Raw genomic sequence first — 22,325 nt, 5'->3', positions numbered from 1 at the left:
ATTATAAATATTCTTACCTTTTAAGCGCACTGCATGATCAGTGCGCTTAAAAGCAGTCGTTTGTATTTGAAAATTGCTGCTTGCTTCTGCCCCTCTCCATTAGTGGACGGCCAGCAAGCGCTCTGACTGAACTTTATAGCTACTTAATTTTATAGTCACCTAAATTTATAACTATAGCCGGTTCAATATAATTTGCATACAAGGAAGCCGAGTGAAAGTACTACAAGTAGTAGGCTAAACGAGACTGACACCGTATCCAATTTATAGAGGAGTGACTATACATAGCTTGATGGTTTGATAGCTAACCCGTTTGATAGCGGCTTATGTCTATGCTATCGCCTCTCATTAAATTCTAATTTTTCATAGTCGTACCATAAAATTCTAAGGATAGATAACTATGCGAGAAACTTTTGAATTACCACTCATCGGTGTCAAAGTCATCGATTTTGGTCAATACATTGCCGGTCCTGCTGTTGGCATGATGCTTGGCGACTTAGGCGCAACCGTGATTCATATAGACCCACCGTCAGGCCCAAAGTGGCACAGTCCAGCTAATGCTGTATTAAATCGCAATAAATTGATGTTAACACTCGATCTTAAGACTAATGAAGGACTAGCACAAGCTAAGCAATTAATTTTAGAAAGTGACATCGTTATCGAAGGCTTTCGCCCTGGAAAAATGGCAGAAATGGGATTAGATCTGGTCGCGCTACGAAAAGAGCGTCCGCAGCTGATCACGCTGTCAATCCCTGGATTTGCGTCAAATGATGAGAATCGTCGTGAGTTACGTGCCTATGAAAGCATTGTAGCGGCGAGCTCGGGCGTGTTTACTGACATGGGTTTAAACCGTGTACTCATGGGCATCAATCCCTCGTTCTCACCCCTACCACTGCCCTCTGCTTATGGCGCAATGCTGGCAGGTTCTTCAGTCGTTTTTGCACTACAAGCACGTGAAAATACTGGACTTGGGGATGCTATCGAAGTCCCGCTTGCTGCGGCTGTGATGGAGGGCCTTTGTTACAACTCAATCGATATCGAAAACCTACCTGAACGCTATTTGACCCAACGTGAAGTTGAAATTCAACGTCGCCGCGTTGAAGGTATTCCAATGAATATGGACTACGAATCGTTGCAAGAATTGCTAGATCCTTTTTACCGCAGTTATATGTGTAAAGATGGCCGTATGTTTTACGTGGTATGCCCCAGCCACAAACATCACGCCAAGCGTTGTTTGCAAGTATTGGGGTTATACGACGAATTAGTTGAAGAAGGATTGACTGAAGAGGAAGACACTTATTTACCTTCAAGTCAGTGGACGTCTGATACATCGCTTGGGGTTTATCCCATGCCAAAATATTGGGCAGATCGTATTGCTGAGAAAATGAAAGTGGCGTTTTTATTACGTACTTCAAAAGAGTGGCAGAAGATTTTTGGGAAACGCGGTATACCTGGTGCGCCGCAGCGTTGGCTACAAGAGTGGATCCATGATGATCATGCTGAAACGACAGGACTCATGATCGAAGTTGATGACCCCACTTATGGCAAGATGATTCAGCCAGGCCCAATTGTTTGGTTAGAAGAATGTGGCGAATTAATGTTACAACCGAAAGCGCCGCAACCTATCGACTTTGATGGTGCATTAAAAAAATTAAAAGCTATCAAAACCAAGCTACCTTCGATTAATAATGTTGATGAAAAAAGCGGTTGGTTAGAAGGCATTAAGGTACTTGATCTTTGTAATGTCATTGCAGGCCCACATTCTGCCTGTTATTTGGCGCGTTTTGGTGCAGAAGTTATCAAGCTTGATTCTGCCTCGCCATTGTACGACAGCTGGAATACTGTCATTTATGGTATGTCTCAAATGGTCGGTAAACGCTCCATACTTGCTGATATTAGCAAGGGTAAAGGACGAGAAGTGTTTGAGAAGCTGGTTCGTTCCGTTGACGTTATTGTTTGGAATGCGACAGACACACAAATCAAAAAAATGGGATTGGATACTGACGGCTTAAAAGCCTTAAATCCTGACGCTATATTTTGCAAACTTGATTGTTTTAGTGGTGTCCGTAAGGGTCCGAGTAGTGATTTTATAGGCTATGACGATGTGGTGCAGGCTTCTACTGGCATCATGTTGCGTTGCGGTGGCGCTATGGACACGCCTGAAGAACACGCACACGTTGGTACCATTGATGTCATGTGCGGCTTTGGCGGCGCCATGAGCATTGGTGTGGCGCTATATCAAAAATACCGTACAGGCCGTATTGGACGTGGCCGTACGTCATTAGTCGCCAATAGCGCCCTGCTACAAATTCCCTATTGTTATGATTTTGACAAACGCGGGTTATTCAATGAGCCCTCAGGTCGTGAAACCAACGGCCATGATGAGTTGACACGCTTTTACTATACCTCTTCAGGGAACTACTTGTTATTAAACGCGTATGAAGTCGATGTAAAAAACTTCGAAAATGTTGAGGACTTAGAAGGTTTCAGTGAGCTGGACAAAAGTGAGCGTGCGGCATTCTTGTCTAATATTTTTCAAAAAGCGCCTGCTCATGACTGGGTAGAACGTCTGCAAGCTGCTGATATTGCTGCTGTGGTTTGTGCGGATATTAATGCTTTACGTGCTGAATACAGTCACATAGCAGATGGCACACCAGGTACCGATCGTGGTAGTTATTCATTTTCAATTTATGAAGATCATCCAAGTGGTCACACAGTGACACAGCTTGATCCTTATGCTGTTCGTCCATCGAACAGCGTTGTATACGCACTTTCTCGACCTGAAAAATTTGGACAATCAACCCGTCAAATCATGCTAGAACTTGGCTATAGCGAATCAGAAATTGATGCCAGTATTGCCAGTGGCGATTTGAGTGATAGTTGGAGTCAAGAGTTTTTACCAAGTTAAATTAGGCAGTGTCATCATTTAGAGTGCAAGGCTGACAGTGATGGAAGTTGGTTGGCGGCTGGCTGATGACACGCCCTGAATAATAGGGATTAAGTTGCTCGAAGGATTGTGCAACTTGATGCTCATTTAAACAAAAGCAAGACCATCTAAAGGATTAGATATGAGACATAACAGTAGAAAACCTTTAACTAAATTGCCGATTAAAGTGGCCACAAAAGGCTTTTATGAGGGGTTTAATAAAGACGTTACGATTACCGCTAAAATCTTACTGGGTCTGCTCATTGTTTGGGCAGTCATCTTTCCTGATAATTCAACGACTATATTAGGTTCAATCAATACCTTCTTACTCAATCATTTTTCGACATGGTATATCTTATGCGTCGCCTTTTTCTTGATTTTAGCGTTGATTCTGGCCGTTGTGCCGCGCTATGGAAAGTTAATTTTAGGGGATAAAGGGGATAAGCCTGAGTTCTCCAACTTTTCATGGTTTTCGATGATTTTCGGCGCAGGTATCGGTGTTGGTATGTTGACTTTTGCGACCGCAGAGCCGATGTATCACTTTGCCAATAACCCTGAAGTCATTAAAGGTATGGCAACAGGCTCTGGTGCCGACAATGTACGGTACGCCTATAAATGGGCTTTTCTACATTGGGGATTCAGCGCATGGATTTGCTATTCCTTAGTCGGATTATCGATGGCGTATTTTTCTTTTCGACGTAAACTACCTCTGACCATTCGTTCAGGTCTTGCACCATTATTTGGCCAAAAATTATCAGGTAAGCTCGGTAATACCATCGATATAGTTGCCGTTATCGCAACTATTTTGGGCGTTGCGCAGACATTAGGGTTTGGGGTTGAGCAATTCGTTTCTAGTATGTACCGTGTTGGTTTGGGCGATTGGTTAATGAATGCTGATGGCACGTCGTCAACGGCAGCTATTATTGTTGCACTGATCGTTATCGTTGGAATAGCAACCCTATCTGCGCTTTCTGGGCTTGGTAAAGGGGTGAAATGGCTGTCTAATATCAACATGGGGTTAAGTCTTGTTCTGTTTGCCTTTTTCTTAATATTTGGTTCGACATTCTTTGGTTTACAATCTTTTTTCTTAGGTCTGTTTGACTATGTCGTCGCGCTTCCTCAACTGCTATTTACGGTTTGGCAGCCAGATGATACGGTAGTCGGTGACACACTTGCCACATGGCAAAAAGACTGGTCGGTGTTTTATTGGGCATGGTGGATTGCTTTTGGTCCCTTTGTTGGTGTTTTCTTTGCTCGTATTTCACGTGGTCGTAGTATTCGGACTTATTTATTCGGTACCGTTATCCTACCTGCTCTGATGTGTTTTATTTGGTTTTCAATGGTGGGCGGAACCGCGATTGATTTAACGCTTAATGGTATAGCTGGTGATGCTATTTCAGGTGTAGGCCAAGAATCTCAATTATTGGCAATGCTTGATGTGATATTGTCTCCAGGTTTTGCTTGGATAATGGCAATTTTAGTTCTGGTCTTACTATTAACCTACTTAGTTACTACTTTAGATTCGGCAATTCTAGTTATCAATACCATCAATTCAGGTGGTAACGAAGGTCCAAAAGGCCACCCACATATTATCTTTTGGGGTGTGATATTAGCATTGGTTGTTGGGGTTCTTCTTATAAGCGGAGGATTGGGTGCGATTAAAATGGCGATGGTTATTGGTGCCTTACCATTTAGTTTTGTGATGGTACTAATGGGGATATCGCTGGTCAAAGCCATTCTTTATGATACCAGTCCGGCTAGGATAGATACGATAAATCCGGTCGATGAGCTATCACTCAAAGACACCATCACTTAGATACACACATTAAGCGCAACGCTAAATGATAGAGTGCTTAGTGTGTGTTAAGAGCTCATTAAGTACTCTTGATATGTTGTTAAATCTGCCTTCAATAGTTTGTATTTCAATATCAAATACTTGTCTACAGTCACAGCCTTTAGGCAGGTATTTTCTATTAAGCCAAATAACACAAGAAACCAGATGAATAGCACTCAAGAAATGACAGGCTAACTTGTCATAGCAAGTAGCAATCGCATGGTATTGCTTGATCTTGGCAAAGAAGCTCTCAATTAAGTGTCGCGCTTTATATACCTCTTTATCGAAGGCTCTTGGCTGCAACCGATGACACTTGGACGGTATAACCGCATTGCCTTGTACGGCTTTAATCGGTTCAATGACACGGGCATCAGCATCGTAAGCCTTTAATCTAAATGGCAGTTACACAGAATCTGGGATGGTCTCCAGATGTCATTCCTTTTGAATTCTATTATATTAATTGTACAAGGGAAATAGAAAGTATCGCGGAGTGGGTAATACTAAAATCGAGGTTAACTTTTATTTGATAATAAATAAGCACGGCAAGCAAATGCTTTCATTGCTTGCCGTGTGTTATCTCAAATAGAGATAGCTAAAAAACTCTACTTGAAGTTTTAAGGCTAGTTCAAGTTAAATGACTATGACCCCTGCTGTCAATCCCGTAGAACCAAACTTGGGAGATTTTAGTTACGCAGCCTGAGTGTAAAAGTCAAACCACACCTGTCTTGGCGACTTATAGCCCAAGCCCTTTTGAATCCTAGTCTGATTGTAATACAGCTCGATATATCTAATGATATCGGTAATGGCGGCAAACCTTGTTTTATAATCCTTATGATATATCAACTCATTCTTTAATGTGCCCCAGAAGCTCTCTATTGGCGCATTGTCATAACAATTGCCTTTGCCACTCATAGAGCCTGTAAAGTGATGCTGCTTGATAATCTTGTGGTACGCATGGCTACAATACTGGCTGCCTCTGTCTGAATGAACGATTAGCCCTTTGCTTGGACGTTTATTCTTGATTGCCATATTGAGTGCACGGCATACTAGATCAGCGGTCATACGTTTGTTAATGGCATAGCCGACCAGCTCTTTGGTGTATAAGTCTTTGACTCCCGCTAAATACAACCAGCCCTCGTTTGTCCAGATATAGGTAATATCACTGACCCACGCTTGGTTAGGGCGACTGGCATCAAATTGCTGATCCAGCACGTTCGGATAGACCAGTTTGTTGTGATTGGAGTCGGTGGTGACTTTAAAGCGCTTATGGCGACGGCATTTGATGCTATGTTCTTCTTTGATGCTTCTGACCATATACTGGCTAATATAATGCCCTTGCTCACTTAGATGAGCATGCAGTCGATCTACGCCATAACGTTCTTTCGTTTCACTGTGAGCGGCTCTAACCAATAGCTCAGACTGGTTGCGATGTATCTGTTGGTCGCTGATATCGCGGCTTAGCCAATCGTAGTAGCTTGAGGGCTTTACTTTCAAAACACAACACATGCAAGTGATGCTAAATATTTGCTGGTTGTCTTTAATAAAGGCATACTTCACGAGCTGTTTTTCGCGAAGTACGCCGTCGCCTTTTTTAAGATCTCGCGTTCCTCCTCAGCGATTTTAAGTTGTCGTTTGAGCTGCTTTATTTCTTGAAGAGCACTCATAAGCTCAGGATCGTATTGCTCTGTGCCGACAAGCTTGCCTTGATTGGCTTTATTGTGCCAATTAGATAAGGTTTGCATGGCGATACCAAGCTGCTTTGCGGTCGCTGAAATATTGCCATTATTATCCGCTATCTTCTTGACGGCTTCGGCTTTAAATTCTGTACTGTAGGTTCTGATTTTCTTGGTCATGGTAAACTCCTGTTGTTGTGCTTAGTTTACCAAGTTTATCTCTACGGTTTCTTCAGCATAGCTCACTACACTACAGATATTTTTAAAACTCTTTTACGTTATAACCATATTTTTTAGCTGCTCCGCTAATATCGCCTTTATAATTATGGCAAGTATGCAAATATAACTCAGCGTCTGATATCAATACCCCTGAAATTGCTCCTTCTGGATTAATAGGTACGATAGTGATTTGATCATCCATTCGTACGGTAGGTTTTTTAATAGAGCAAGTCACGTAGACGTCATGGAAATCACTATCCCATGTTATTTTCTTTGAATTATAGTTCCTACTACCACCAACAAGCTTTAACTTTATTGATGTGGTTTGAGGAGTCTTCTTCAGAATATCAAACTTCATTACTTTACCCACACTACAAGGCTCGCGATAACAAGACTCGGAGACAGCTCCTTTTTGTATACCTTTGTGATTAAAATTAGTGTTGGCAGCATTTGCATTGAAGGCGAGCAAAGCCAAAGGAAATAATAAAAGTTTCATTGTTAGCTGCATTAAATACATCTCCTAAACTATAGTCTACTAAATTGTGAAGGATGACTATACCAGTAACCTCACTAAAACGTTCGATTCTTTTGATAACTTTATTCCATTAATAAAAGTTGAATCGCCGAAAAGTATATTACAATCAACATTGGTCAACAAATAAAATAATATAGAATATTGAAGAGGCATTATGAAAAAAGTTTTTATGGTAGTTAGTCTACTAGGTTTGTTTGCTAGCTTTACTCAGGCTCAAGCTGAATCATCCATTGGTGATTTGAGCTATGCTGAAGAAACCGTAGAGATAAACTTGGTAAACTAAGCACAACAACAGGAGTTTACCATGACCAAGAAAATCAGAACCTACAGTACAGAATTTAAAGCCGAAGCCGTCAAGAAGATAGCGGATAATAATGGCAATATTTCAGCGACCGCAAAGCAGCTTGGTATCGCCATGCAAACCTTATCTAATTGGCACAATAAAGCCAATCAAGGCAAGCTTGTCGGCACAGAGCAATACGATCCTGAGCTTATGAGTGCTCTTCAAGAAATAAAGCAGCTCAAACGACAACTTAAAATCGCTGAGGAGGAACGCGAGATCTTAAAAAAGGCGACGGCGTACTTCGCGAAAAACAGCTCGTGAAGTATGCCTTTATTAAAGACAACCAGCAAATATTTAGCATCACTTGCATGTGTTGTGTTTTGAAAGTAAAGCCCTCAAGCTACTACGATTGGCTAAGCCGCGATATCAGCGACCAACAGATACATCGCAACCAGTCTGAGCTATTGGTTAGAGCCGCTCACAGTGAAACGAAAGAACGTTATGGCGTAGATCGACTGCATGCTCATCTAAGTGAGCAAGGGCATTATATTAGCCAGTATATGGTCAGAAGCATCAAAGAAGAACATAGCATCAAATGCCGTCGCCATAAGCGCTTTAAAGTCACCACCGACTCCAATCACAACAAACTGGTCTATCCGAACGTGCTGGATCAGCAATTTGATGCCAGTCGCCCTAACCAAGCGTGGGTCAGTGATATTACCTATATCTGGACAAACGAGGGCTGGTTGTATTTAGCGGGAGTCAAAGACTTATACACCAAAGAGCTGGTCGGCTATGCCATTAACAAACGTATGACCGCTGATCTAGTATGCCGTGCACTCAATATGGCAATCAAGAATAAACGTCCAAGCAAAGGGCTAATCGTTCATTCAGACAGAGGCAGCCAGTATTGTAGCCATGCGTACCACAAGATTATCAAGCAGCATCACTTTACAGGCTCTATGAGTGGCAAAGGCAATTGTTATGACAATGCGCCAATAGAGAGCTTCTGGGGCACATTAAAGAATGAGTTGATATATCATAAGGATTATAAAACAAGGTTTGCCGCCATTACCGATATCATTAGATATATCGAGCTGTATTACAATCAGACTAGGATTCAAAAGGGCTTGGGCTATAAATCGCCAAGACAGGTGTGGTTTGACTTTTACACTCAGGCTGCGTAACTAAAATCTCCCAAGTTTGGTTCTACGGGATTGACAGCAGGGGTCAAGTATACCATCTTGTCTATACGAGGCATCACTTTCCCATCTTGAGTATCGACTTAAAAACTGATCATTATTGAATGTCACCCCTGTACGTAAACTCCCTCTTCCGAGTCCACCTAGATTCTCTATCTGAGAATATAGTTTGGGATCGAAAAGTGTATTGCCTTTATACTGCCCGCTTCCAACATAATAGTTTTTTACATGCTCTCCACACTTTTGGTAGTTATAGTTTGTCTCACAATCATTAGCAAATGCGGTTTGTTGCTTTTTATCTAAGTTTTTATAAAAAGTATTAATTTCTTCTATACGTCTTCCATTTCCTTTCGCTTTTTTTAAGTCATTAATCCATTGTTGCAGCTGAATATGATTAAGATAATTATTCTGCGTCTGACTAAAACTCGTAGCAGTACTAGCAGTATCACCACCTACTACTACACCAGCCGCTGCTGATAAACCTAATAAAAGTGCGCCGCGAGTGGTCTCATCAACGCCTTGCTTCTCTAAATACTTATCTACTGCTGGAATAGAAACTGCTGTCGTTCCACTAGCCAATGCACCTTCTACACTTCCTGTGGCAATAGCACCAACTAACGTATGTAGCGCAACACGATAAGCGCCACCTTCTGCCCATTTATCGGCTTCATCTACTCTACCTTCATTAATAAGATCTAATTGACGGTTACTCGCATAATCTCCTACTGCCTTCGGTGCTTCCTTGCCAAACTCCTGCGTAATCTGCGTCTGCGCCCCTAGCTCCTCATTCACCTTCTCTGCATCAAACACATCATCAAGCTTTCCAGCGAGCGCTTCACGATTGTCTGTGGTGAAGATGCCCTCTTTATCATTATAGCCACTGACCCCGCCTTTGGTGATACTGCTATCACTGTCGCTATCGGTGCCATAACCAAGCCCACTCATGCTAGGTTTTCTCTCCTTACCTGCACTTAGACCAATTGAGATCGCATCGCCCTCATAGCTCGTGGTGTTTTTAAGGTCGGTTGATGTGACGCCTTGTTTAAAGACAATGTTACTCGTGCCATTGGCTTGGGCTTCTTCTGAGGTGACAAACACGCCACCTTTGAAGGTGCCTTTGCCTTCAACAACAAGGTCAGCTTCATTGGCGAAAATGCCCGACTGCTCACCAACGCCTTTATAGTCAGCAGTGAGGTTAGTCTTACCACCATTGACCGATAGGCTGGAACCTGCACCACCGCCTGCTATATCAATATCAGCACTAAAGCCCATGTTCTTTTGTTTGCTGTCGTAGGTAGCCGTGTCCTGTAGCGATTCAATGGTGACATCACCGCCGATAGCGCCTTGGGCGCGACCTGTATTAATGACCCCGCCTTTGATATTGACATCATTACCGATATCAAAGGTAGTGGTGCCGCCAACGTTGATTTGGCTATTGGCATAAGTAGTACTGTCACTGTTGGCGAAACCTTTAGCACGGCTGGCACTGGCGGTGATACCTGCACTAGTGTTTTGACCAAAGCTGGCATAACCACCAATAGCGGTACTTGAGCTTTTGTTATTACTACGGGTATTGCTGTTTTGTGCCACGGCATTGACGTTAAAGTCGTTGTCGGCTTGAAATAAGGCGTTATTGCTGATATCTAAGTTGCTGCCATTGATGTTGATATTACTGTCTGACCCTGCCCCTGTGGCGATGAGGGCAAGATTGTTGGTGTTAATATTTGAGCCTTGGTTTTCCTCGGTGACACTGCTGCTGTTCGATTGGCTCTTTTGACTACCGATGGTGGCTTGTATGCGGGTGTTGCCTACGCCTTTTAGATTACCATCTAGTAGATCGTACCCTGCACTATCGCTTTGGTTGGTGGTGACATCTTTGACGCTATCCATCGCTCAGGCGGTTCTAAAAAGTCAGCAACCTTTCGATGCTGCCTTGCATAAACATTGAGCCTTTAAGCTTGCTTTTTCTCATGGTATCTACGTGCTTTTTGTCATTGGGTACTTTGTTAGGGTTTCGCAAGCTTCACCTAGCCTACGCGCTACTATTTATCTAAATCAATCGAGCGTTTAGCAAGTTCTTAATTGTAGCAGGTACAGAAAAACCACTGATTGTACTCACATGCCCATCTAAATCATAAATACAACCACATTGCCTGCATTCAAGTTGTACTATATTTTTATTAAGCTCTGTAATAGCTATTAAACCATATGCCCCACAATTCTTACATGTTTCATCAACTTCAAAGTAGTAGAGTCGCTCTAAAGTATCTCTTAGAAATCTTGTTATGTTTTCACCTTCATTATGCTTATAAGAATTAATAATTTTTTTGAATACAATTATTTCAGATTTATTGAAAGATGAATAATTAATTGGATATTCATTATCGTTGTAATCTAAAAAACCTAATAGCTTATAATCACTATACGGTTTTTCTGAAAAAACCCCCTCATTAGATATAAGAAATTTTTTAATAATGTCAAGTAATTGTTGAGAAGACGACTCTTCAGATAAAATACTCAGGTCATCTTTAAATTTTTCAAACTTTAGTTTATTAATATTAATCATTTTTACTTTCCTGATACTGGATATGTGGTTATTAGATTCCCGTGCGAATCTGTGAACACTTTAATAAAAGTTGTAGGTTTACCACCATCTTTAATGCTAGTTGTTCCAACTATTCTACCAGTATCAACGGTTCTTACGTACTGACCGCCTTCAACCTTTGTCACTAATGATTTGACTACTTTAGAATCCTGCAATAAAGTCTTTAACTCTGCTGGTTTAATCGAAAAAACAGATACACTATTGGCTATTGGTCGGTCAAAATGACCTTCTATAACATGGTCAAAGCCCGCTGAGACTGGAGTGCCTTTACTAGGTCTATTTGGTGTATATCGAGTCCTTCCTTTTGCCACATTAATTCTTGTAGCAACTGCTCCAGAGGTAACTACATTAGAGTTGATAGGAGTACCTCTAATTACTTCACCGCCTGTTGTAACAGCAGGCAAATCAGAAGCCACATTTTTGCTAGCAACTCTACTTGCATTTAACTGAGCAAGCTCTTTAGCAGTATAACTTGTAACTTTACCACTTTTACTGGTTATTTTAATACCACTACTGGTTATTTTGACCGTTAGTCCAGCAGCAACACCTACTGGACTGTCTAATAAAGGTCTAAAAATATGTATCGCAGCATCGGTAATCCCCCCAATAAATAAGAACACTTACAAATAGAGATTAACTGCTAAAATACACCAGCAGGAGAATCCTATGAAAAAGACACGCTTTAGCGACAACCAAATCGTCAACATCCTAAAACAAGCCGAACAAGGCGTCCCTATTACCGAGCTATGCCGTGAGCATAACATCAGCCAAAGTACCTTTTATAACTGGCGCTCAAAGTATGGCGGCATGGATGCCACACTTATCAGCCGTCTTAAAGAACTTGAAGTTGAAAATGCCCGCCTTAAAAAGATGTACGCTGATGAATGTCTTAAGTCCGATATTCTACAGGATGCCATGTCAAAAAAGTGGTAGCGCCCCAAAGGCGCAAAGGGTTGGTTTGTCACTACATTGAAGATCGTGGTATTGGTATCCGCAGGGCTTGTAGCATCTTTAACATCAGCGTCACCTGTTATTATCACAAGTCGGTGGTAACAGATGAGAACCAGCAAATAGCGGACTTACTTATCAAACTGACTGATGAGAACAAGAACTGGGGCTTTGGCTTGTGCTTTTTAACCCTGCGTAATGTCATGGGACTGCCTTACAACCATAAGCGGGTATATCGCATCTACTGCGAGCTTGAACTCAACCTTAGAATCAAGCCTAAGCGTCGCATTAAACGTGCTAAACCAATACCATTAGCAGTACCTGATAGGATTAACCAAAGCTGGAGCATGGACTTTATGCACGACGGCTTAACTGATGGCCGCGGCTTTAGACTGTTCAATGTCATTGATGATTACAACCGTGAGGCACTCACCATTGAAGTCGACTTCTCGCTACCGGCGCAAAGGGTCATACGCAGTCTTAATCAGCTTATTGAGTACCGAGGCAAACCTGTGCAGATAAGATGCGATAACGGCCCTGAATACATCAGCAATGCGCTCAAAGACTGGGCTGAGCAGCAAGGCATCATCTTAAGCTATATTGAACCTGGCAATCCACAGCAAAATGCGTATGTAGAGCGCTTTAACAGAACCATGAGATATGATTGGTTAAATCAGGAGCTGTTTGATAATCTAGAGCAGGTACGCGCACAAGCAGAAAACTGGTTATACCATTATAATCATAAGCGCCCAAACATGGGCAATGGCGGTTTTACACCGATACAGAAACTCAATCAGGCAGCTTAATTCTATTTATTAGGTGTCTTAAGTTTGGGAGGGTTACCCATCTTCTACATCGAATCCTAGTGTAGCAGACATGCTTTCTACAAGTTTATCAAAATCTTTTTTTGTTATAGGTCGAGTTTCAGTTCGCCATACATTTGTTATTTCATCAATTTCATGAGGAAGTAATACATTTTCTAATCCATTATCTTGAACCGCCACCAACGCCGTTTCACCCGCATTCACAGCATCCGTGACATTGCCCGTAGTTGCACCGAAAGCCACACCGGTTAAGCTTGCGATACTGCTAATGGTATCTTTTTGTTCAGCCGTTAATTCACTTGGATTGTCAACTTTGTATATGTATTTGGACAGTATTAGTGCAGTACCTTCACCTGCACTGGCTCCTAACCCACCCGTTAACGCATCGTTGGCTGTAGCCACGCTCACCGCTGCCCCTAATATGGCATGGGCTAATAAGTGTTGCGGGCTACCGACACCTGACAGTTCATTATCTTTATTTTTGCTGTTTGCATAGTCATTATCTTTAAACGCTTGACCAATTTGAAAGGCAACTTGTGGACTAATCGCTTTGGCAACATAACCTACTGCTCCATTACTATTTGGTCCATATAACGCACCGCTAATACCGTCAAATATTAGAGACTTTTGTTGTATTTTATCTGCTTCTTGACTATAAGCTTCCCAAGAATCTCTGTCACCGTTTTCTAAAGCTTCTTTCGCCGCGTTTCGTAATTTCTCCTCTTCTTGATTCAGCTCAGTCTTAATCTTACGACGTTCTTGGTCAAAGGCTTGGGTAATCTGCGTCTGCGCGTCAAGCTCCTCATTGACTCGACCAGCATCAAAGCTGTTATCAAGGATACCTGCATACTCTGTGCGGTTGTCCGTCGTAATGTCTTTATTACCCGCAATACCTGTGATACCTGCACGAGTCACACTGCTATCACTGTCGCTATCTGTGCCATAGCCAATGCCGTTCATACTTGCTTGCGGTTTATTATCGGTATTTCCAGCACTGACACCGACTTGGATCGCATCACCCTCATAGCTGGTGGTGTTCTTGATGTCTTGCGTCTCTATGCCACCTTTGCTGACATAGTTGTTACGTCCTGCATCACGAGCAGCTTCGGTGGTAGTGATCGCCCCGCCGATGAGCGTGGTTTTACCGCCAGCGTTAAGATCAATACCACCATCGCCTGTGAAGATTCCTGACTGCTCACCGACTGCTTGATAGTCTGCATTTAGATTGGTTTTGCCACCATTGACCGATAGACTAGAGCCTGCGCCACCACCTGCGATGTCGATATCAGCACTAAAGCCCATGTTCTTTTGATTGCTGTCATAGGTAGCGGTGTCTTGTAATGACTCTATGTTGACATCACCGCCGATAGCGCCTTGAGCGCGATTTGTATTAATGACGCCGCCTTTGATATTGACATCTCGGCCAATGTCTAAGGTAGTCTTGCCGCCAACGTTGATTTGGCTATTGGCATAAGTGGTGCTGTCACTGTTGGCGAAACCTTTAGCACGGCTCGCACTGGCGGTGATACCTGCACTAGTGTTTTGACCAAAGCTGGCATAACCACCAATAGCGGTACTTGAGCTTTTGTTATTACTACGGGTGTTGCTGTTTTGCGCGACACCATTGACGTTAAAATCATTGTCCGCTTGGAATAAGGCATCATTGCTGACGGTTAGATAACTGCCATTGATATCAATATTGCTGTCTGACCCTGCCCCTGTGGCGATAAGGGCAAGATTGTTGGTGTTAATATTTGAGCCTTGGTTTTCCTCGGTGACACTGCTGCTGTTTGATTGGCTTTTTGATGAGCCGATTGTGGCTTGGATGCGGGTGTTGCCTACGCCTTTTAGGTTGCCACTTAATAGGGCATCAGCCGCGCTATTGGCCTCGGCAGCAAGTGCTTTGGTCTTGAGGGTGGCGGCAACACCTGCCATGCCTTTCATGCGCGTGCTGTCTGTGTCACTCCCTGCGTCAATGAGACGATCGATGCTCTTGATATTATCTACTAGGCTGTTTGATACTGAGACAGTGAGACCGCTTTGCTTGAACTTCTGCTCGCTTTGATTGGTTTTAATGTCGATGACATTGTCAATGTTGATCTGTTTGGCACGGATGACGGTGTTGCCTCGATTGGGGTCAGTGATGTCTTTGTCCGTGTCAGCACCCATTCCGGCAACGAGGTTGCTGCCGGTCTGTTGGTAGTTGCGTCCAGCATTGATGATGACGTTGCCGTCGATGGCGCCCACTTGGCTGGCGGTGTGGGTGAGCTTGGTGCTGGTATTACTGTCATCGGTTTGCTGCTTACCAATGGTGAAGCCGATGCCGCCATTCGTGCCAAACAGTCCTGATTTTTTGGTTTGACTGAATTTGGTTTCACTAGCAGTATTCTTAGCCGCTAGGAGGTTGACATCACGACCTGCGGTGAGCTGGGTGCCGCGATCACTGCTGGCGTTGGTGCCTGTGAAGTTGATGTCTTGTCCCGCTTGTATGAGGATTTGATCGCCTTCGATGTTGCTGGTGATGGCATTATCACTTTGGCTGTCAAAGCGCGATTGGGTGATGGTTTTACTTAAGAAGCCTTTGTCAGTGGTTTTAACTGCGCTACTGAGGTTCTGTTTATGACGACCTTCTGTAAAGTCGACAGTGCCATCAGCGATGATGCCAACCGTGCCATTACTGCTGTTTATGTTGACGGCAGTCCTTCGCAATTAATACAGTTTAAGCATCGTCTTCATCGCTCAAATACCAAATCATAAATTCATAGAAGCTATCCCAATGCGGTAATGTACCCTCGGCTAGCTGCTGTAGTTGACCAATATTAAAATTCCATACACTATCATCTTCTATATTGTACAGATAGCCCCCTTCACCTTCGCCTGTACTGAATAGAATATAGTTCTTAGGTACGTCCCAATAGTCATGTGCCATTTTAGCTGAAAAACCCTGCGGAGGAAGTGGATCAACTACTTCACTTGCGCCAGAACGACTATTCAAAAATCTCAAAAAATATTTTGTATACAATTTAAAAAAACCACTGTCCTTTTTAACACCATATTCTAAAAGAATATTTTCTGTACTTTCTTTCTTTTCAGTTTTTTTTTGCATTAGACGTGCAGCATGATTTTTTTCAGATAACAATTTTTCCACTGTATTGAATGAACTCATATCAATCTCCTTGCAGTTGGTTTAAACGATCTTTCCAATATTGACCTTTATCTTTATCAAAAACCTCACGATTGACTGGATAGTCTGGATGACTGTCATTTCCATAAGGATGTACTGCATGTCTACCATTTTGATTATTATGCCCTAAATGGGTTGATTTTGAAGTTTCAAATAAAGAACCGCGCCCATCTTGACGTGAATGATGAAGCTGAACCTGCTCATACTGACCATTCTTAAATACGAAAGGTGACCTCCCTTGTTTCATTAAATCAGCATTCGTAGTTAAATTATCACCATCAGCCTGTAGTGGTTTAACATTTAAATCAATTTCTTGCTGATACACTTTATAAGTTAACCCTGACCCTTTACCCGGTGCTTGCCACTCAGTCTCTGTTTTATAATATTGATTATTAGACAATGACTTACTCTGAGCATTAAAGCTAGACTGAACATTCGGGTCAGGATTTCTTTGTTCATCTAGCCAGTTGTATTTTGCATCATTAGTAGCTGGGCGTACATTGGGCGAGGCAGTGGTTCGTTGAACCCCCTTATCATCAATAAAAAAACCTATGACACTTGAAGCATCATAAGTTAGTCGAGAACATTTTTATTATTGCTTAAGATAACTATGTGTTTAATTAAAAAATTTGTTATTAGATCTCTTTTACAACTTATCGCTACCCTTTGCAACTATATCAGTGCAAGTCAATAAAAGGCCTATTTTAATGCGTATTGCTCCAAGAGTTGGATAACGGGTATGAATTTCTCCTGATTCCCAAGGTGCTTTTTCATACTATTTACTATACTTAGTTCATTATCACCATTCTTATAGTGCATGTTGGCTCCTTTATCAAGCATTAGCTTAAGTAGATCAACTCTTTCAGGCATTCCTCCAATCATAGCTAAGGGAATAACGTTGTCTCTGTTTGGTATATTTGGATCTGCCCCTACTTCTAGTAAGGCAATCGCCGCTTCTGCATTTTTACCACGCATCGCATAGTGTAATGGTGTCATGCCATAACTGTCTTGAGCATTAATTGGAACACCTTTTTCTATAAAAAATTCAATAGTTTTTTTCGGTGGTTCTTTTGAGTTAAATCCCATTAAGAGCTCATGTAGCCAATTCCACTTATCAGTTGGGGAGGTTTCAAAATAGTCCATATCATTAGCTTCAAATAATTCAACAGCTTCTTCTATTTGACCTTTTTTAAAAAGTCTAAAAATCTTCATTCGTAGTTCTTTATATCCGTTCATAATTATTTTCCTTTGCTTCTATTACTATCAAGAAAACCTTGCATTTCATCTCTTAGCTCTTGTGGAATATCCTTACCTTGCATCTCATCAGCATGACCACGGTTTTTAGACATATTTTCTAATCTAAAATGCTGAGGATGGCTATTAACATAGTCATTCAGCTCTTTTTGAGTCATGTTTAACTCTGCTGCTGCTAGCTCAAGTCGTCTATGCTCACGACCATAAGCATGACCAATATCAATCGGACCTTTTATCATAATATCGTTAGCAGGATCATAATAATCACCATTAGACCTCTTGCAAAAGTAGCAGAGGGAATTAAAATAACTAATACATTCATAACTGGCTAGGAACCATGCCAAACATAGATAAGCTACTCAAACAAAGTGACGCTGGTTTTAAACGCTATACTGGCATCCATAAAGCCACCTTTCATGAAATGCTGGATGCTATGCAAGAGCATGAATTATCTAAGACCAAATCAGGCAGACCCAGTGCGCTTAGTCTTGAGGAACAAATATTACTGGCCCTTACTTATTGGCGTGAATACCGAACGCTATACCACATCAGTATGGACTTTGGTATTCATGAGTCTTCTGCCAGCCGCATTATTCGTAAAGTAGAAGACGTACTGGTTGATTCAGGCAAGTTTGAACTGCCCAAAAAGCTGCCATGTCGCGTCGATGACGATATCAATTGGCGGGTAGTCATCGTTGATGCGACCGAAACCCCAATTGAGCGTCCAAAAAAAACCAAAGCGACTACTACAGCGGTAAGAAAAAACAGCACACATTAAAAGCGCAGGTTATCGTTCATTGGCAAACAGGCTTGATACTTGATGTGCAAACCTGCAAAGGGTCAATCCACGATTTTAAGCTCTATAAAGATACTTGTCCTGACTGGTTACCTGAAAATACTAACTATCTAGCAGATAGTGGTTATCAAGGTATAGCAAAACTACATAACCAAACCTTCACGCCATTTAAAAAACCTCGTGGTGGTCAGTTATTAGAGATATGCAAACAGGCGAATCATTATCTGGCAAAGTTCCGTATTATGGTTGAGCACAAAATAGGCTTAATCAAATTGTTCAAAATCGTGGCTCATAAATATCGCAACCGTCGTCAGCGCTATGATCTTAGAATGAAGCTGTTTGCTGGTATCGTTAATTCCGAGCTTAACCTATGACTTTCGCAAGAGGTCTATTATCTAATTTGGTGTAATTTGCTTCAATATCTTGAATGGTTTGTTGTCTTAGATAAGGACGATTATATCCTGTGGTATTGGCTGCTGGACGTTCGTTAGGCGATACGGTGGTTCGTTGAACCCCCTTATCATCAATATAATAGTAACCACCGCTATCTCGTTGATAGATCTCATTACCATTGCCATCACGTTTACCTGTGTTGGTTGCTCTACCATTTCCTGAACCTGTCACACTACCATCGGGGTTGTAAGTGTACGCGCCTTCCTTAGCATCACTAATCGCTAGTATAGCTCCACCAGTTTCAGCGACACCGATGCCATTTTTAGTGCCATCAGGTTTACCTGTTATTGTGGTTGCACCGCCCGTGTCAAGAGTACCTACTACGGTAGCGGGTTTTGGGGTCACATCGATATTAATGTTACCAAGCTCATCCAAACCCTCTTTGGTGAGTTTTGCCCCACGACCAGCCGCACCACCCATAATAACATCAGCACCCAGCTCTCCAACCATTTGAGCATCATTGTAAATGACGTCATACGGTAGTGCTTGCTGTCTCTTCAGCTTACGGTAGTTCCACTCTGTCAGGGCACCCTCTTGTAATTGCTCAGCTTTACCTATAGCAATATCCCAAGTACCGTTTGGATCATTGATCACGTTACTTGTCGTACCTTTTACTGTCTCGACAATATTTTTGCTTGCCGTTATCGCATCATTAAGATGGTCTTTGGCAGATTTATTCGCTGCTGTTTTGATCGTCTCAACGTTATTATCAACCGCCCTATCTGTACCTGAGATCAAACCTGCTATATTGGCGACATTGTTTGCGCCATATAGCATGGCAGCTTCTTTAGCACCAATATCTTCACCAAACTTCATATTTGCTGACTGATCATACAAATTCGCAGTTTGTTCATCTGCGTAAGCTGTATTCATAAATAAATTTTGATTGTTAAAATCTTCTTTTGTAGCAGTAAAGCCATTAGCAACAGTGTCTAGATAATAATCTTCGCGTTGGCCTTCAAACCCTGATACAGCATTTTCACCAGCAGTGACAGTAATGGTATCCAAGACTGCACTAGGTAGAGTGGGATCAGATACTTCGGTTACAGGTTTATTAGCTAAAGATATTTGATTTGATAAATCATAAACTGAAATATCACGGGTTTGATTCGTCAGATAGTTATAAGCCTGTTGATAAGTCTGTATTTCTTTATCGTCAATATAATTTTTAATACTGCTCTGCCATCCTGCGTCAATATTATATAAAGCACCTCTGGTCAGCCGTTTTTCTGCTTCTGTTATAGAAATATCATTCTTTTGAGCATAGTCCTGCGCCAGTTGTTTAATCAGTGCCGCTTCTTCAGGATGCAGTTGTCTATTATTTGCATCGACATTGACAGCCGTCACCGTACTTGATGTATCTAGCCCAGCAGCAATACCTGCACCAGCCAATGCTAGACTGGTAATCCCTTTAGTGGCATTGCTAGCAGTATCCGCATCCATACCTTGGGCAATAAGCATGTCTCTCATTTTGACTTCAAGATTGCCGATAGTCGGCGCAGCGGCTGCAACGCCGCCTGTGGTTAGAACGCCTTCAATACTGCCTGTACCAAGTCCACCTAGCACGAGAGCATGGGTAGCAACTCGATATTTACCGCCTTCTTTCCAATTCTGATAATCCGTTTCATTTTCCTTAAGCTGTTGTTCCGCGAGTTGTAATTGGTCACTGATATAAACCATTTTTTCAGGATCTTTGGTCGTTTCCAGATCTTCTCTAAGCATATTGACGGCTTTCTGAGCGGTTTCATAAGCTTCCATCTTTTTCTCTGCAAACTCAGCCACTGCCTTCGGTGCTTCCTTGCCGAACTCCTGCGTAATCTGCGTCTGCGCCCCAAGCTCCTCATTGACTCGATTGGCATCAAAGCTATTCTCAAGGATACCTGCATACTCTGCGCGGTTGTCTGTGGTGATGTCTTTATTACCTGCAATGCCTGTGATGCCTGCACGAGTCACACTGCTATCACTGTCACTATCTGCACCATAACCTAGACCGTTCATACTGGCTTGCGGTTTATCATCGGTTTGACCGATGCTCACACCCATTTGGATGGCATCACCCTCATAGCTGGTGGTGTTCTTGATGTCTTGCGTCTCTATACCACCAAGACTCGTATAGTTATTACGTCCTGCGTCACGAGCGGCTTCGGTAGTGGTAATCGCCCCACCTATAAGTGTAGTTTTACCGCCAGCAGTGAGATCAAGACCACCATCTCCTGTGAAGAGTCCTGACTGCTCGCCAACGCCTTTATAGTCAGAATTAAGGTTTGTAGTGGCATAATAAAATTGGACAGCTGCTAAGAGGTTATACTAAACCAAAAAAGGAAAATAGTATGACCACCAAACGCAATCAATATACCCGAGAATTCAAACTTGAAGCCATCAGTTTAGTGACTGACCATAAGCGTAAAATACCCGACGTTGCTGAATCACTAGGTATTGGCAAATCCACCCTGCAGAAATGGCTGAGTCAGTACCGACAAGAAGTGAATGGTCAAGCACCTAAAGCTGGCAATGCTTTAACTGATGAGCAGCGAGAGCTCCAAGAGCTACGTAAACAGGTTAAGCGGCTGACCATGGAGCGTGACATCTTAAAAAAGGCCTCCGCTCTGCTAGCATTGGACAGTCTAAACGACTATCGCTGATCAGTGAGCTTGCAGAGCAAGACAAACGGGTCAGTAAAAGCCGACTGTGCAAGCTGTTTGGTGTGATAAAGAGCAGCTATTACTATGGCTTGCAACACAAGCCCGTTAGTCTTGAGACTGTGAAAATCAAAGCATTAATACGTCAAATATTTAACCGCTCTAAGCAGTCAGCAGGAGCACGTAGCATCGCCGCAATCATGATGAATGAGCATGGCATCAAACTGACCCGCTATATGGCAGGTAAACTGATGGCTCAGATGGGTCTTAAAAGCTGTCAATTGAAGACACATAAATACAAGCATGCTGATGACGCGCATAAAACACATGAGAACCTATTGAACCGCAATTTTAGCCCAACTGCCCCTAATCAAGTGTGGACAGGTGATGTAACGTATATCCGTATCAAAGGTGGCTTTAGTTATCTAGCCGTTGTTTTAGATTTGTATGCCCGGCGTGTGGTCGGCTTTGCTATGTCAGACTCACCTGACAGTGCTCTGACTGCTAAAGCGCTGCAGATGGCGTATCATACCAGACTTAAACCTAGTGGCGTCCTGTTTCATTCCGACCAAGGTACCCATTACACCAGCAAGAAGTTTGCTGATTCAGTCGCTGGTTGTGACGGTATGATACAAAGTATGAGCCGTCGTGGTAATTGTTGGGACAATGCTCCAACTGAAAGGTTCTTCAGGAGCTTTAAAACGGAGTGGATGCCAAAGAGCAGTTACGAGGATATGGATGCAGCATCGTCCGCCATTATTGATTATATCTGGGGCTACTATCAAACCGTGAGACCGCACCGTTTCAATGATTATTTATCACCAGCAGAAAAAGAGAGACGTTACTTTAAACAAAATCTCTTATCAGTTGTCCTAAATTAGTTGACCACTACAATTAGACGATAGTTTTATTAGCCCGCTAAGTACCCAAATAGACTTCACTACAGGCTCTGG

General features: G+C 42.4%; 20 protein-coding genes and 1 pseudogene. 9 read left to right on the top strand and 12 right to left on the bottom strand.

The window, feature by feature from the left end; all coding sequences use genetic code 11:
- Positions 1-397: 397 nt before the first annotated feature.
- Both AC0J5Y_RS04800 and AC0J5Y_RS04795 read left to right on the top strand, forming a co-directional pair.
- Positions 398-2,905: a CoA transferase gene (locus AC0J5Y_RS04800; protein ID WP_475131774.1), complete on the top strand. Its 2,508-nt coding sequence runs from the start codon at positions 398-400 to the stop codon at positions 2,903-2,905.
- 160 nt (positions 2,906-3,065) lie between these two features.
- Positions 3,066-4,739 (top strand): BCCT family transporter, encoded by a 1,674-nt coding sequence (locus tag AC0J5Y_RS04795; protein WP_475131773.1) that lies wholly within the window; start codon positions 3,066-3,068, stop codon positions 4,737-4,739.
- A gap of 21 nt (positions 4,740-4,760) precedes the next feature.
- Here the strand turns inward: AC0J5Y_RS04795 and AC0J5Y_RS04790 are convergent, their stop codons facing one another.
- From AC0J5Y_RS04790 to AC0J5Y_RS04780, 3 genes are all read right to left on the bottom strand, one after another.
- Complete coding sequence (locus AC0J5Y_RS04790; RefSeq protein WP_475132086.1) at positions 4,761-5,108, bottom strand: transposase; 348 nt, start codon at positions 5,106-5,108, stop codon at positions 4,761-4,763.
- 336 nt (positions 5,109-5,444) lie between these two features.
- A protein-coding gene (locus AC0J5Y_RS04785) for an IS3 family transposase (protein ID WP_475130351.1) occupies positions 5,445-6,610 on the bottom strand; the annotation gives its coding sequence in 2 pieces (ribosomal slippage) (positions 5,445-6,355 and positions 6,355-6,610; 1,167 coding nt in all).
- A gap of 82 nt (positions 6,611-6,692) precedes the next feature.
- Positions 6,693-7,145, bottom strand: a complete 453-nt coding sequence (locus AC0J5Y_RS04780; RefSeq protein ID WP_475131771.1) for a hypothetical protein — start codon at positions 7,143-7,145, stop codon at positions 6,693-6,695.
- Between the two features lie 193 nt (positions 7,146-7,338).
- Between AC0J5Y_RS04780 and AC0J5Y_RS04775 the strand changes: the two genes are divergently transcribed.
- Positions 7,339-7,467, top strand: a complete 129-nt coding sequence (locus tag AC0J5Y_RS04775) for a hypothetical protein (RefSeq protein WP_475131769.1) — start codon at positions 7,339-7,341, stop codon at positions 7,465-7,467.
- Positions 7,468-7,488: 21 nt separating this feature from the next.
- A protein-coding gene (locus AC0J5Y_RS04770) for an IS3 family transposase (protein ID WP_475130351.1) occupies positions 7,489-8,654 on the top strand; the annotation gives its coding sequence in 2 pieces (ribosomal slippage) (positions 7,489-7,744 and positions 7,744-8,654; 1,167 coding nt in all).
- Here AC0J5Y_RS04770 and AC0J5Y_RS04765 read toward each other — a convergent pair.
- From AC0J5Y_RS04765 to AC0J5Y_RS04755, 3 genes are all read right to left on the bottom strand, one after another.
- Complete coding sequence (locus AC0J5Y_RS04765) at positions 8,655-10,559, bottom strand: hemagglutinin repeat-containing protein (RefSeq protein WP_475131767.1); 1,905 nt, start codon at positions 10,557-10,559, stop codon at positions 8,655-8,657.
- Positions 10,560-10,719: 160 nt separating this feature from the next.
- Positions 10,720-11,235 carry a hypothetical protein gene (locus tag AC0J5Y_RS04760; protein ID WP_475131766.1) on the bottom strand — a complete coding sequence of 172 codons (516 nt, stop codon included), beginning with the start codon at positions 11,233-11,235 and terminating at the stop codon, positions 10,720-10,722.
- Positions 11,236-11,237: 2 nt separating this feature from the next.
- Positions 11,238-11,894, bottom strand: a complete 657-nt coding sequence (locus AC0J5Y_RS04755) for a hypothetical protein (RefSeq protein WP_475131764.1) — start codon at positions 11,892-11,894, stop codon at positions 11,238-11,240.
- 46 nt (positions 11,895-11,940) lie between these two features.
- Between AC0J5Y_RS04755 and AC0J5Y_RS04750 the strand changes: the two genes are divergently transcribed.
- Positions 11,941-13,028 (top strand): IS3 family transposase gene (locus tag AC0J5Y_RS04750; RefSeq protein WP_475129904.1). Its coding sequence is split into 2 segments (ribosomal slippage): positions 11,941-12,193 and positions 12,193-13,028, totalling 1,089 coding nucleotides; the frame shifts between segments, so codons are not numbered across the junction.
- A 33-nt stretch (positions 13,029-13,061) separates the two neighbouring features.
- Here AC0J5Y_RS04750 and AC0J5Y_RS04745 read toward each other — a convergent pair.
- The 5 genes from AC0J5Y_RS04745 to AC0J5Y_RS04725 all read right to left on the bottom strand — a co-directional run bounded on the left by AC0J5Y_RS04745 (position 13,062) and on the right by AC0J5Y_RS04725 (position 17,828).
- The gene (locus tag AC0J5Y_RS04745; protein WP_475131762.1) at positions 13,062-15,755 is read right to left on the bottom strand and encodes a hemagglutinin repeat-containing protein; all 2,694 of its coding nucleotides are present in this window, start codon (positions 15,753-15,755) and stop codon (positions 13,062-13,064) included.
- A gap of 10 nt (positions 15,756-15,765) precedes the next feature.
- On the bottom strand, positions 15,766-16,212 hold the full coding sequence (locus tag AC0J5Y_RS04740; RefSeq protein WP_475131761.1) for a hypothetical protein: 447 nt from the start codon (positions 16,210-16,212) through the stop codon (positions 15,766-15,768).
- Position 16,213: 1 nt separating this feature from the next.
- Complete coding sequence (locus AC0J5Y_RS04735) at positions 16,214-16,630, bottom strand: HNH/ENDO VII family nuclease (protein WP_475131759.1); 417 nt, start codon at positions 16,628-16,630, stop codon at positions 16,214-16,216.
- 299 nt (positions 16,631-16,929) lie between these two features.
- A complete protein-coding gene (locus tag AC0J5Y_RS04730) occupies positions 16,930-17,466 on the bottom strand; it encodes an ankyrin repeat domain-containing protein (RefSeq protein WP_475131757.1) in 537 nt (178 codons plus the stop codon).
- A 2-nt stretch (positions 17,467-17,468) separates the two neighbouring features.
- Complete coding sequence (locus AC0J5Y_RS04725; protein WP_475131755.1) at positions 17,469-17,828, bottom strand: GH-E family nuclease; 360 nt, start codon at positions 17,826-17,828, stop codon at positions 17,469-17,471.
- On the opposite strand from AC0J5Y_RS04725, the gene AC0J5Y_RS04720 reads away from it, so the two are divergent.
- Both AC0J5Y_RS04720 and AC0J5Y_RS04715 read left to right on the top strand, forming a co-directional pair.
- A complete protein-coding gene (locus AC0J5Y_RS04720; RefSeq protein WP_475130068.1) occupies positions 17,822-18,262 on the top strand; it encodes a transposase family protein in 441 nt (146 codons plus the stop codon). The genes AC0J5Y_RS04725 and AC0J5Y_RS04720 overlap by 7 nt on opposite strands.
- Positions 18,263-18,270: 8 nt before the next feature.
- Positions 18,271-18,654: pseudogene (locus AC0J5Y_RS04715) on the top strand (transposase family protein); the annotation flags it as partial.
- Here the strand turns inward: AC0J5Y_RS04715 and AC0J5Y_RS04710 are convergent.
- Positions 18,644-20,776 carry a hypothetical protein gene (locus AC0J5Y_RS04710; protein WP_475131754.1) on the bottom strand — a complete coding sequence of 711 codons (2,133 nt, stop codon included), beginning with the start codon at positions 20,774-20,776 and terminating at the stop codon, positions 18,644-18,646. The pseudogene AC0J5Y_RS04715 and the gene AC0J5Y_RS04710 sit on opposite strands and share 11 nt — an antisense overlap.
- 287 nt (positions 20,777-21,063) lie before the next feature.
- Between AC0J5Y_RS04710 and AC0J5Y_RS04705 the strand changes: the two genes are divergently transcribed.
- Positions 21,064-21,375 carry a transposase gene (locus AC0J5Y_RS04705; RefSeq protein WP_475131565.1) on the top strand — a complete coding sequence of 104 codons (312 nt, stop codon included), beginning with the start codon at positions 21,064-21,066 and terminating at the stop codon, positions 21,373-21,375.
- The gene (locus tag AC0J5Y_RS04700) at positions 21,348-22,253 is read left to right on the top strand and encodes an IS3 family transposase (RefSeq protein WP_475132084.1); all 906 of its coding nucleotides are present in this window, start codon (positions 21,348-21,350) and stop codon (positions 22,251-22,253) included. The genes AC0J5Y_RS04705 and AC0J5Y_RS04700 overlap by 28 nt, the downstream gene beginning before the upstream one ends.
- Positions 22,254-22,325: the final 72 nt, after the last annotated feature.

The organism is Psychrobacter sp. TS_SC_6 (genome assembly GCF_056156305.1).
This window is presented reverse-complemented; position numbering and strand designations above follow the sequence as displayed.

Coding starts and splice junctions, on each gene's coding strand:
- AC0J5Y_RS04710 (WP_475131754.1), bottom strand. CDS start 20,776: ATGGGTGTGAGCATCGGTCAAACCGATGATAAACCGCAAGCCAGTATG.
- AC0J5Y_RS04760 (WP_475131766.1), bottom strand. CDS start 11,235: ATGATTAATATTAATAAACTAAAGTTTGAAAAATTTAAAGATGACCTG.
- AC0J5Y_RS04800 (WP_475131774.1), top strand. CDS start 398: ATGCGAGAAACTTTTGAATTACCACTCATCGGTGTCAAAGTCATCGAT.
- AC0J5Y_RS04740 (WP_475131761.1), bottom strand. CDS start 16,212: ATGAGTTCATTCAATACAGTGGAAAAATTGTTATCTGAAAAAAATCAT.
- AC0J5Y_RS04705 (WP_475131565.1), top strand. CDS start 21,064: ATGACCACCAAACGCAATCAATATACCCGAGAATTCAAACTTGAAGCC.
- AC0J5Y_RS04730 (WP_475131757.1), bottom strand. CDS start 17,466: ATGAACGGATATAAAGAACTACGAATGAAGATTTTTAGACTTTTTAAA.
- AC0J5Y_RS04795 (WP_475131773.1), top strand. CDS start 3,066: ATGAGACATAACAGTAGAAAACCTTTAACTAAATTGCCGATTAAAGTG.
- AC0J5Y_RS04775 (WP_475131769.1), top strand. CDS start 7,339: ATGAAAAAAGTTTTTATGGTAGTTAGTCTACTAGGTTTGTTTGCTAGC.
- AC0J5Y_RS04720 (WP_475130068.1), top strand. CDS start 17,822: ATGCCAAACATAGATAAGCTACTCAAACAAAGTGACGCTGGTTTTAAA.
- AC0J5Y_RS04780 (WP_475131771.1), bottom strand. CDS start 7,145: ATGAAACTTTTATTATTTCCTTTGGCTTTGCTCGCCTTCAATGCAAAT.
- AC0J5Y_RS04765 (WP_475131767.1), bottom strand. CDS start 10,559: ATGGATAGCGTCAAAGATGTCACCACCAACCAAAGCGATAGTGCAGGG.